Genomic DNA, 12,224 nt, shown 5'->3' with positions numbered 1-12,224 from the left:
TAGGAAAGGATACTATGACAGAGCAACTCCCTTATGTTGAAGTGAACCCCAACCAAGCACACGATGCCGTCGTTGTGTGGTTGCATGGGCTGGGTGACTCCGGCAATGGATTCGCCCCTATCGTACCCGTATTAGATTTACCAGACGATCACCGTATTCGCTTTGTATTTCCGCATGCGCCAGTAAGGCCCGTTACTATCAATAACGGCATGCAAATGCGAGCTTGGTACGACATTAAAAGCCTCGACTTTGGTTCACGCGCTGATATTGATGGTGTGAATGCCTCAGCAGCACAGGTGAAGCAGCTGATTGATGCTGAAATAGAAAAAGGCATTCCATCCGATCGCATTATATTAGCGGGCTTCTCTCAAGGTGGCGTAATTGCTTATCATTTAGCGACACAATATGACAAAACGCTCGCAGGCGTACTCACGCTATCTACCTATATGTGTGAGCCTGAAAATGTGGGTAAGCTCGCCCACAAAGCGAATAAAGGCACACCATTCATGGCTTGTCATGGTCAGTTTGATGAAGTAGTTCCTATCTACATGGGTAAAGCCGCCTATCAGGTGATGGAAGATTTAGGATATAACATCACCTGGCATGAATACGGTATGCAGCATAATGTGTGTGAGCAGGAGCTGAAAGATATTTCTGCTTGGCTACGCACCAGGCTCCTATAGTCACTGGCTGATGACACGACGGCATCTTTCATCTGGTCGTCAAAAATAGACTAGTCTTTAAGGTTAGCCATTGCCGAGCAATACTGTGCTTGGCAAGCAGACTAGACGGTAAGGAGAGAATAATGGCAGCACGTTTATGGTTTATTTTAGTAACAAGCTTCGTTTCTTTCGTAGCGAGTGCCGAAATAATGAATAGCCAGCTAACGACAGCGATTGAATCGCGGGAACCCGTTGATGATCTGGGTCATAACGTAGACGTGTCCGAGGGTGATATAGTACAGGTTATGTTTTTCACTCATGTCGGTTCAATGGCGGGAAAAAACATCGTTCATCGTTGGCTATATAAAGACCAACAGATGGCCGCTGTTACGCTAAACGTGAGAAGCAATAACTATCGCACCTACTCTTCAAAGAATATAATGGCCTCTTGGGCAGGAGAATGGCAAATACAGGTTTGGCATGACGACCTGATGTTGCTAAGCCATGATTTTACGGTAACGGCCAAATAAAAACCTCGGGCCGAACGAGAAAGAGCTTGCCCCCTCTTTCCAATGAATGGAAGTAACATGACTGATCGCACCCTACGTATTGCTACTCGAAAAAGCGCCCTAGCGTTATGGCAAGCAGAATACGTCAAATCCGAGCTTGAAGCTGCACACCCAGGCATTCGTGTCGAACTTGTTCCAATGAGTACGACTGGCGATAAAATTCTTGATACACCTCTGGCAAAGGTCGGTGGAAAGGGGCTATTTATCAAAGAATTGGAAATTGCCATGCAAGAAGGGCGTGCTGATATCGCTGTGCACTCGATGAAAGATGTGCCAATGGCGTTTCCTGAAGGCTTCGGTTTGCACGCCATATGTGAACGTGAAAATCCATTTGATGCATTTGTGTCAAATCAATACACATCACTAGACAGCTTGCCCGATGGTGCGGTTGTCGGTACCTCTAGCCTGCGTCGCCAATGCCAGCTTAGGCACCTTAGGCCCGATCTTGTGATAAAAGACTTGCGCGGTAATGTGAACACGCGGCTCGCTAAACTAGATGCAGGTGAATACGACGCCATCATATTGGCTGCAGCAGGTTTAATACGCTTAGGATTTGAATCTCGAATTGCGCAAGAAATACCTGCTCATGTCAGCTTACCCGCGGTAGGCCAAGGTGCTGTCGGCATCGAATGTCGCAACGATGATGAGGAATTAATCAACTTATTAAAACCACTCATTCACCAAGACACCTACACTCGCGTGATAGCAGAACGTGCAATGAACGCCAAGTTAGAAGGTGGATGCCAAGTCCCTATCGCGGGCTACGCCACACTAGACGGTAATAACATCACATTGACCGCCTTGGTAGGTTCGCCTGATGGTAAAACCATCATTAAGCACGAAGCCAGCGCGCCGACATCGCATGCCCAGCAACTTGGCGAAGACGTTGCTGACGTCTTGCTTAAGCAAGGGGCTAAACCACTGTTGGCGGCTTTGTATAACGAATGAGCGTGCTGCTTGTCAGGCCTAAATACAAATTGACGAAGAGCCTCGCAGCCTTTTCTCATGCGGGGCTAAACGCCACTGGCATCGCATTAATAGACAACGTAATCAGGCCTGATGATTTGGATCGGCTTGCACACCACCCAATTAGTGACAGTGATATCGTAGTGTGCGTCAGCCCGTTTGCGGCCCGCACCGCATTAGGCAACCCGCTTATCACAAGGCAAATCCGTAAGGCAAAGCGAATTATTGCGGTAGGTAGCTCTACAGCATTGTGCTTCAAAGCGAGGGGGCTTGAGAGTATTAGCCCAGAAAACGAAACCAGCGAAGGTGTACTTGCACTCGAAGACTTGCATTCTGTCAGTGATAGAAAAATAATTATTCTTAAAGGTATGGGCGGTCGGACACTCATTGCTGACACGTTGATACAACGAGGTGCAATTGTAACGCCGTTTTCCGTATACGAACGACAACGTCTACAATCATGTTATCAGCCTGATGAGATCAGGCCCGACGAAATTGTGTGGATCGTTGTCACAAGTGCAGAGCAAGCGGAATTACTCGCCTCTCTCAACCAGTTTAGCTGGACAAGGTCAAAGCATTGGATTGTCGTCAGTAACCGTATTGCGCACCTATTGGAAGATAAAGGTATTCAACAGATTTCGGTGAGCACAGCCGCAAATGACGATGCGTTAATTGCCAAAGTTAGAACATTAATGGAGCGATAAATGGCAGATGAGAAAAATAATCCTGATTCGAGTCAGGATAAACTTGCCACACTGGAAGAAGAATTAAAGACAAGCAAACCAGCGGCAAAAAATAAGAACAAACCTTCTTCTACATCTCGGCCACCTACTCGTCCCGTACGACAGGCTGAAAAGCCACGCACACCACTGATGTTGTGGTTTGTGTCTTTGCTGAGCCTTACCCTTACTTTTGCCGCAATAGGTGCTGGGTATTATTTTTGGCTACAATGGCAAAATCAACAAACACAACGTACTCAGCTTCTTGATGCGCAAACACAAGTTAACCTACGCCAAGGCGAGTTAGAGCGTCGCGTAGACGCCACGTTGGCTGAACAGACAAGCAATATGAAGGATGCATTATCAGCCGCCCAAGCACAAATTGCCGATTTAGAACACCTTGTGAATATTCAGGCCGCAAAGTTGAACGAAGTTTCAGGCCGACGTCCGTCAGACTGGCTGATTGCAGAAGCAGATTATCTGGTCAGAATGGCAGGGCGAAAAGTATGGCTCGAAGGCGATATTCGCACCGCATTGTTAATGCTTCAATCTGCCGACAGTCGTTTGCAAGATACTGCAGATCCCAGCCTGATCCCTATTCGTCGTTTGATTGCGGAGGATATTCAACGCCTCAATCAAGTTAATCCTGTGTCTGTTACGTCAGTCGCACTTGCCGTATCAGGCCTGACGAAACTAGTGGACGCGTTACCTATCGCTCTGCCAAATTTACCGAGTACTGAAGCGGGCGCAACGATTTCTGAAGACGCCGGTGATTGGCGGGCGAATTTATTGCGCCAGTGGAACTTTTTCGTTAAAAATTTAATTAATTATCAGCCCAGAACCGCACCTATCAAACCATTGTTATCAGAAGACCAGCAGTGGTTTATTCGCCAACAGCTAAAACTTGCGCTCCAGCAAGCACAACTGGCCGTACAGCAACAGGAAAATGCGCTTTATTACCAGTCTTTACAGCGTGGATTGGCATTGATCATCAATCATTATGATACTGAACATACTCTGGTTGTTCAGTTTACAAATAGCTTGCAAAACCTCCTTGATACTAACGTTGAAAAGTCTTATCCGGATGCCTTTGCATCTTCTCAACCGTTGCAAGATCTTCTCGAAACGCGTGTTTCAAATGCGTTTAGCAATAAGGGGCAGGCTCTATGAAACGACTGTTTGTCCTAGCCATACTGTTTGCGACCATCTCTATGGGTCTGGTATATGGCCCTCGTCTAGATACTTACGATGGTTATATTCTGATTGTAATGGAAAACGGTACGCTGCAATTGTCGATATTTGGTGCCTTTTTGACTTTATTGGGTCTAGTACTGGCTGTGTGGGTGACGTATCGTCTCGTTAAGGTGATTTGGAATGTACTATTTAATACACAGAAATGGCTTGCTAATCTCGGCCACGTTAACCGCCAAAAAGCCTTAGCACAGGGCGTTGGCGCTCTGATGAACGCCCATCCTAAAGAGGCAATTGCGTTGTTAGAGAAGGTTCGTGGTGCAGATCTCAATGGTTTACAACTACTTGCATTGGGTCACGCATATCAACTCAACGGGCAAAATCAGGAGGCAGAAACTGCATTTGAGGAAGCAACCACACATAGTTATACAAGCCTTCGCGCACTTGAAAGCCTTTATACCCTTTATTTACAAATAGGCACGCCTAATCGCATTCTTCTAGATATCCCAAATCGGAATAAGCAGACAACATCGCAGCCCGCAATTATCCAGTTGCATGCCAACGCACTCCTTAATTTAGGCAAGTGGGACACGTTGGAAGACGCCTTAAACAAATGGAAGAAACCACTGGCAGAGCACTACGCATATTACAAACAGGCGGCACTTAAGGGTAGACTCAGCGAGGTGGCCAGTAAAGAAGGCGCAATTCAACTTAACCAGACATGGGAAGCACTGCCGCGTAAAACTCGAAAAGATCCCGCACAGCAAGTTGCATACGTGCAACAGCTAATAGAGCAAGGTATGCATCATGATGCAGAGGCGAAACTGCTTGCTTTTACTGCTAAGCAAGATGACGTATCTCAGTTTTTACCCCTCTTTAAGCAGCTACAACTAGCTTCACCTACGGCGAGCATTAAACAATTAGAGAAGTGGATAAAAGTAGAGGGTAACAATCCTCAATTATATTCTGCACTCGGGCATCTCGCCTTTCATAGCCATGATTTCATTTTAGCCGAAAAAGCGTTAGCAAAAGCCATTGCATTAAGCGAAGACCGCGAGGATATCGCGCTACTTGCTCAAATAAAAGAGCAATCACATCAAAACGATGCCGCATTGGCGTTGTATAAACGAAGTACGCCAGCGAGCTAATTAAGGTCGCAGCCGATACAAAACCTATGATTCCGGCCATCGCGCCGGAATGTTTTACTGGTTTTTACAAGCCCCCTCCAGCTGATACACAACCGTAACCAAGGGAATGTTCTTATCATACCTTTCCCCTCCCCACGCCGATCCGACCTCACCAAAAGCGTGTAAAAGAAGGCAATAGTCGTAATTAAACAGGCTAAATATGCATCCGTTTTAGCAAGGCTAGAAAAGCAAGATAACTTGATGAAAAGCGAGTTTCCTAAACGGCAAATCGGACGTCGAAGTAAAGAGAATAGTTGGTTTAAAAGTGCGCTAAAAAGCGTCGAACTTTTGTCCCCAAAATACAGTGAAAAACAGGTGGTTGCCCTAAAGAATTAGATCAAAGAAAAGGCAGACACTATTACAGTGCGTGACAAATTTAAATCGGCTTCTCTTCTGCAAGAAGTAGACAGAAGTATAATTAATATAACTAACGCTACAAAAAATAATAAGTAAAAGCAGGCCTTTTTCTACTTATTACTATTTAAAAATCCTAAAATTATTTTTCTTTATTTTACAATGATTTATTTTGTAACTAATATTACATTAATTCGTTTGCACTCATTAATGTAATGTCTGATATAAAAATCAATAAACGTGGTAGACCTAGGTCATTTACACTCGACTACGGACTGGATGTCGCCACTTCGTTATTCGTAGAACTCGGCTACAAAAACGTCACCATATCAATGCTATGTGATGCTTTAAATGTTCCGCCTACAAGCATTTACGCTAGCTACAAAAACAAATCGAATCTATATGCACTTTGCTTGGAAAATTACTTCAAAAAGTACACACAATATATTTCAGTTAATTGCAACAAAGCAGCCTTACTAAGCGATTACCTAAGATACTGTCTAGAAAGCTCTATTGAATTCTATATCAATGAGAACAACAGCCATGGTTGCTTGCTACTTACTTCTGAAAAAATGCTTTCTGAACAAAGCATTAATGACGTTAAGTTAGCTAAATATACAGAGTTAGCAATTTTCTTTTCGAAACATATAAAACACTACACATATCAAAACGAGACAGAACTCGCCAATTTATTACTGACTATGCTCGCAGGTGTGTCCACTCAAGTGCAACGAGGCCTATCATACGATGAAATTATCACCAGTGTCGAGTTTTTCTGCGACAGTTTTTCATAATGTATGCGTTTACTTTCAATATATACCATATATTTTAAGGCATCAAAAAATAAGCAACCACTCACACACTAAATCAAACACTGAGTACCAGCAAGCCTTTTCCATTCACCTAGTTGGTGACAGACACACATAAATAACACTGGAAAAGTGACGAAATTGCTTTAGAATTGCCAACCGAAATCCGCCCTTAGCTCAGCTGGATAGAGCGCGTCCCTCCGGAGGACGAGGCCAGAGGTTCGAATCCTCTAGGGCGGGCCATTTTTTAATATTGTTCGTCCATTTACATTTGTACTCTGTTTACCGCAACAGCTTATCTTTCGCATCTTATGTTTCGCTTACCTCGCTACCATAGCAGGCGATCTAATCAAGTCACCAAACCGTACTAAAGACGGAGTTTTATTGTGTTATCCGCATTAAACAGTTGTTAGGGCTAGAGAAGTCGTTATAATTCAGCAGATAACAGATTAAACAAACACGTCGTACTCGTCTGGAGAATATTGTGAAAATGAAAGTGTTGATTGGTTTATTGGTAGGCTTATTCTTTGCCAGTGCAGTTCAGGCACAAGATATGTCAGAAGATGCGATCAAAAAGAGAATCCAAGCTGTAGGATCTGTTCATGTGGCAGGTGCTGAAGCCGCTTCTGCTGCGGCTGCGGGTCCACGTTCTGGACAGGATATCTATAACGCATCGTGTGTTGCTTGCCACGGCGTAGGCGTTTTGGGCGCACCCAAACTGCAAAATGCAGGTGATTGGGCACCGCGACTAGAAAAAGGCTTCGAGACCGTGCTGAGTAATGCGATTAATGGTTTCAACGCAATGCCACCACGCGGCACATGTGGAGACTGTTCTGATGATGACATCAAAGCAGCAATCGAATACATGATTGAAGGCATTTAATTCGACGAAAATTCAAAACTTCGTTTAAAAATGCATAGAAAGGCCACCAATTCGGTGGCCTTTCTGATCTGGATGGTGTATTTTTGTTCGGTTAGTTTTCGTATCCACGACAGTTTGTTTATCTAATAATAATGCCAACACGTAAAGAAGCTGAGCAACTTTCAATTGACGAGATTCACGACCTTTTCAGTCAACTGGAAGAGCTTAAGGAAAAGAACAAGCGCTCTGAGTTAACCCAGAAAGCGCTTTTTGAGATCTCGGAACTCGCTGGCTCAGTGAGTGAGTTGTCACGCCTATATCCTGCCATTCACCACATTGTGGGTGAGTTTATGAATGCAGAAAATTTCTACGTGGCATATTTAAACCATGATGAACACACCGTCGATTTCGTTTATCTTATCGATCAGTACGATGAACCTATCGTCAAAGAATTAAGTAGCGAAGAAATCTCAAAAGGTATCACGGCCTACATTCTTAATTCAGGTGAACACCTTTTCCTCACCAAAGAAAACACACAACAAATATTGCAAGACAAAGGCATTTCGCTATTAGGGCAGCTACCCGTTGATTTGATTGGTGTACCGCTTAAACGCGGTAACAATGTAATCGGCGCAATGGTTGTGCAAAGTTATGACGATGCCGTGCGTTACAGCCAAGATGATCTTGAAATTTTACTGTTTGTATCACAGCACATTGTCAACACCGTAGACCGGGTGAAGAGCCGTGAATTAACCGAACAAACTATACGTGAACGCACTAAACAATTGCGTACCATTAATGAAGAGCTTCAAGATGAGATCTTAGAAAGACAGAAGATTGAGTCGTTGCAACAAGCGCTATTCGATATTTCAGAACTGGCTGCGTCTGTTGAAGGAGATATGTGTCAGTTTTACAAATACTTGCACGATATCTTGGCCAGATTATTGAGTGCGCCGAACTGTTACATCGCCACGCTCGATGAAAAAAACAGCATGCTGGAATTTCCATATTACAGCGATGAAATCAATACCAACATTCAATCTCGCCCAATGGGGCAAGGCTTAACTGAGTATGTATTACGCACAGGTCGGGCAGAACTGATTGATACCAGTAAAGTCAATCAATTATGCCTAGAAGGCGAGTTAGATCAGCACACTGCCGATAACATGTTACGACAGGCGAATTCTTGGTTGGGCTCGCCGCTGATTGTTGATGGTGAGATTTCAGGGGTTATCGCAGTTCAAACTTATGGCGAGAACGCCACTTATACCTTAAAAGACTTAGAACTTCTTCGGTTCGTGAGCCACCATATCGCTACCGCGATGGAACGTAAGCGTTCGTCTGAAGCCATTCAGCGCTACAATATTCAGCTATCTGAAAAAGTCAGAGAGCGTACTGATGAACTCCACAAAACCAATCTGTATCTTAAAAAGCAGATTGAAGAGCGCAAAGAAATGGAGCTTAAGCTCATTCACGACGCCCACCACGACTCGCTAACAGGCTTACCAAATCGCGTCATGTTTAATAGCCGCCTTGAGTTAGCCATAGCCAGCAAAAAGCGTTATGTCGACCACAATTACTCAGTACTTTTTATTGATTTAGACCGGTTCAAACTCATTAACGACACACTTGGGCATCACGCTGGCGACCAGTTTCTTATCGAGGTGGCTAACCGCATCGCCAAATGCATACGGGCTCACGATTTGCTCGCTCGGTTAGGGGGCGATGAATTTGTCATTTTACTCGACAGCTTTGACGCATTTGGAGACGTAGAAGAAGTCGCAAGTCGCGTAATTAACTCAATCGCCGCACCATTTATATTAGATGGTAAAGAGATGTATTCGGGTGCCAGCATAGGTATTGCCAATATCGAAACAGGTTACCAGTCAGCAGACGAATTAATTCGTGATGCCGATGCAGCTATGTACCAAGCCAAAGCCCTGGGACGTGGTCGCTATGTCACATTCGATAAGAGTATGCGAGAAAAACTGTTAGAGGAATTGGAGTTAGAAAACGAATTCAGACGCACCCTCAAATCCTCTAAATTTGAGTGTTACCTACAACCTGCTCTAGGTATGGATTCGCGCGATGTGCTATATCAAGAGTGCTTTATTCGCTGGGAACATCCCAAGCTTGGCAAGATCAAGCGAGAACAATTCTGGCAAGTGGCTGAACACAGTGGCTTAACCATCGAAATTGACAATTACATGCTTGAACAAGCCTGTAATATTTTAGCCAATTGGCAAACAATGGACGGGCCTGAGAAAGATTATCGCGTAGCCATTAACCTGTCGATTAATCACTTAATGCAGAGCAAGTTGGTGTCACAGCTCATTGAATACATCAGTGGGGCGAATATCGATCCTAGTAAGTTGGTGTTTGAATTTGACGAGACCGATCTTAATCGCCGTTCTCAGTTTATGCTGCCTGCAATACGCAAACTAAAACGTGCTGGCGTGACCTTAGTGCTCGATAATTTTGGTAGTGGTTTAGCCTCGCTCAGCTATTTATACTCTTACCCGTTTGATTACGTAAAAGTCGACCACCGTTTTGTGAAGTCTATCCCGCGCTCTCAACGCAATTTAAAGCTGATTCAATCCGTGTTAGTGATTTCTGAGCACCTAAACTTCAAGCTGATTGCTGAAGGTATTGAAACAGAAGAGCAATATCAAGCATTAACGGCGATTGGCTGCGAGTTAGGCCAAGGAAATTACTTACAGCGCTCACAAAAACTCGAAGAATCTCCCGGTCTACAATCACTTACCGCCTGATAACATATTTCGAAGATTAGCAATACTGGTTTGGCCTTTTTGCTGGCGCTCTTCTGCACTTTGTTTAGCCTTTTTGTGCTCCCACATCACATCGTCTTGTGGCAGTTCATATAAAAATCGGCTTGGTTCAGGATGGATTAACTCACCGAATTGACGACGCTCTTTGGCCAACGTAAAAAACAGTTCTCGTTGAGCACGGGTAATTCCCACATAACCTAGACGCCGCTCTTCTTCGATATTGTCTTCATCAATACTGCTTTGATGTGGTAGCAACCCCTCTTCCATGCCTACCATAAATACGTAAGGGAACTCGAGTCCTTTTGATGCATGCAGCGTCATTAGTTGCACTTGATCACTATCGTCTTCATCTTCACCTCGCTCCATCATGTCTCGCAAAATTAAACGGTTTACCACTTCCTGTAATGTCATCGGTGGTTCGAGGTCATTGCCTTCCAGCATGCCCGTTACCCAACCAAATAGCGTACTGATATTTGCCATCGCCATCTCTGCGGCTTTAGGGCTGGTGCTTGTTTCGTACAACCACTCCTCGTAGCCCATGGCTTTGATCATCTCACGCAACGTTGCAACGCCATCGCCACGCACTGCTCGATCAGACAATTCTACAACCCAGCGACTAAACTGCTCTACTGCCACCAAGGCTTTGCCGCTTAGTACGTCTTGCAAGCGTGGATGGCAAGCGGCTTCGAACATTGAACTGTTCAACACATTGGCAAAGTTGCCGAGCTTCTCAAGTGTGGCACGGCCGATACCTCGGCTGGGGGTATTAATAATACGAAGAAGTGCGTTGTCATCATCTTGGTTTACAAGTAAGCGCAAGTAGGCCATGACATCTTTTACCTCTGCACGGCCAAAGAACGACATTCCGCCACTAATTTTGTATGGAATGCGGTTGTTCATGAGCACCTTTTCAAACACGCGAGATTGGTGGTTACCTCGGTATAAGATGGCATAGTCTTTAAACTGCGTGCCGTTCATAAACTTATGGGCAATCAACTCTGCCACCACGCGTTCAGCTTCGTGTTCTTCATTTTTTGCAAAAATGATGCGTAGAGGCTCACCATAAGCAAGTTCAGAAAAAAGCTTTTTTTCGAATACGTGTGGGTTATTTTGAATGAGAATATTGGCGCAATGCAGAATCCGCCCCGATGAGCGGTAGTTCTGTTCGAGCTTAATAACCCGCAGTCGGGGAAAGTGCTCTTTCAGCAACACCAAGTTTTGGGGTTTTGCGCCCCGCCACGAGTAAATAGACTGATCATCGTCACCTACTACGGTAAACCTTGCACGTTCACCAACTAGCAATCGAACCAATTCATATTGGCTAGTGTTTGTATCTTGGTACTCATCGACTAACAAATACCGGATCTTATTCTGCCACTTAGTGCGTACTTCCTGATTGTTTTTTAGTAAGAGCGTGGGCATCAAAATCAAGTCATCAAAATCAAGCGCGTTGTAAGCACGCATATGTTCCTGATAACGTTGATAGAAGCGGGCAAAGTCGACTTCTCCCGGAGAAAGCGCAATTTTCTGCAACTGCTCGGGTAGAATTAGATCGTTTTTCCAATTGGAGATACAAGTTTGCAGCAGTGCCAGTTGCTCTTTGTCACCGTCGAGCTCGTCTTGCGTCAAATCTTTTAGTAGCGCCAGTGAATCTTTATCATCAAATAGTGAAAAGCCGGCTTTTATTCCGAGGTTTTTGACCTCAGACTTGATAATGGTTAGCCCCAAGGTATGAAAGGTAGAGACTTTCAACCCTCTTGCTTCTTTTCTGCCTAGTGTTTGCCCCACCCGCTCTTTCATTTCTCTGGCAGCTTTATTGGTGAAGGTAACCGCTGCAATATAACGAGCGGGAATGTCGCACTCCCTAACAAGGTAAGCAATTTTGTTCGTGATTACGCGTGTTTTTCCGCTGCCCGCACCAGCCAATACCAGACAAGGTCCAGATATGTAGCTCACGGCTTCACTTTGTCCGGGATTGAGTTTCATTGAACACCACCTCTTCAATTGGGGGGCGGATTGTAAAAAAAATCACGATTGAAAGCTATCGCTAACCATTTTAAGGCTTTACCTTGAAAGCCTCATAAGTGGTACATACATTAATAAATGTACGTTAATT

At 44.5% G+C, this 12,224-nt stretch carries 10 protein-coding genes and 1 tRNA gene; 10 read left to right on the top strand and 1 reads right to left on the bottom strand.

Going from position 1 to position 12,224, the window contains the following annotated elements; all coding sequences use genetic code 11:
* Positions 1-14 precede the first annotated feature (14 nt).
* From OE749_RS15940 to OE749_RS15900, 10 genes are all read left to right on the top strand, one after another.
* Positions 15-683 (top strand): alpha/beta hydrolase, encoded by a 669-nt coding sequence (locus OE749_RS15940; protein ID WP_263713474.1) that lies wholly within the window; start codon positions 15-17, stop codon positions 681-683.
* A gap of 122 nt (positions 684-805) precedes the next feature.
* Complete coding sequence (locus OE749_RS15935; RefSeq protein WP_263713473.1) at positions 806-1,192, top strand: DUF2914 domain-containing protein; 387 nt, start codon at positions 806-808, stop codon at positions 1,190-1,192.
* Between the two features lie 57 nt (positions 1,193-1,249).
* A complete protein-coding gene (gene hemC, locus OE749_RS15930; protein ID WP_263713472.1) occupies positions 1,250-2,179 on the top strand; it encodes a hydroxymethylbilane synthase in 930 nt (309 codons plus the stop codon).
* Entirely contained in the window at positions 2,176-2,901 is a 726-nt protein-coding gene (locus tag OE749_RS15925) for a uroporphyrinogen-III synthase (protein ID WP_263713471.1), read from the top strand. The genes hemC and OE749_RS15925 overlap by 4 nt, the downstream gene beginning before the upstream one ends.
* Positions 2,902-4,086: a uroporphyrinogen-III C-methyltransferase gene (locus OE749_RS15920; protein WP_263713470.1), complete on the top strand. Its 1,185-nt coding sequence runs from the start codon at positions 2,902-2,904 to the stop codon at positions 4,084-4,086.
* On the top strand, positions 4,083-5,255 hold the full coding sequence (locus OE749_RS15915) for a heme biosynthesis HemY N-terminal domain-containing protein (protein WP_263713469.1): 1,173 nt from the start codon (positions 4,083-4,085) through the stop codon (positions 5,253-5,255). Before OE749_RS15920 ends, OE749_RS15915 begins: the two co-directional genes overlap by 4 nt.
* Before the next feature lie 608 nt (positions 5,256-5,863).
* On the top strand, positions 5,864-6,442 hold the full coding sequence (locus tag OE749_RS18620; protein ID WP_404828193.1) for a TetR/AcrR family transcriptional regulator: 579 nt from the start codon (positions 5,864-5,866) through the stop codon (positions 6,440-6,442).
* Positions 6,443-6,623: 181 nt separating this feature from the next.
* Positions 6,624-6,700 (top strand) — tRNA-Arg (locus OE749_RS15910).
* 241 nt (positions 6,701-6,941) lie between these two features.
* A complete protein-coding gene (locus OE749_RS15905) occupies positions 6,942-7,340 on the top strand; it encodes a c-type cytochrome (RefSeq protein ID WP_404828192.1) in 399 nt (132 codons plus the stop codon).
* Between the two features lie 131 nt (positions 7,341-7,471).
* Positions 7,472-10,090 carry a bifunctional diguanylate cyclase/phosphodiesterase gene (locus tag OE749_RS15900; RefSeq protein ID WP_263713468.1) on the top strand — a complete coding sequence of 873 codons (2,619 nt, stop codon included), beginning with the start codon at positions 7,472-7,474 and terminating at the stop codon, positions 10,088-10,090.
* Here OE749_RS15900 and rep read toward each other — a convergent pair.
* Positions 10,076-12,094: a DNA helicase Rep gene (gene rep, locus OE749_RS15895; protein ID WP_263713467.1), complete on the bottom strand. Its 2,019-nt coding sequence runs from the start codon at positions 12,092-12,094 to the stop codon at positions 10,076-10,078. The genes OE749_RS15900 and rep overlap by 15 nt on opposite strands.
* Between the last annotated feature and the right edge of the window lie 130 nt (positions 12,095-12,224).

It is taken from the genome of Fluctibacter corallii (assembly GCF_025751585.1).
GTDB lineage: Bacteria > Pseudomonadota > Gammaproteobacteria > Enterobacterales > Alteromonadaceae > Fluctibacter_A > Fluctibacter_A corallii.
The sequence above is the reverse complement of the archived record's forward strand: the minus strand, read 5'-3'. Positions and strand labels throughout refer to the sequence as shown.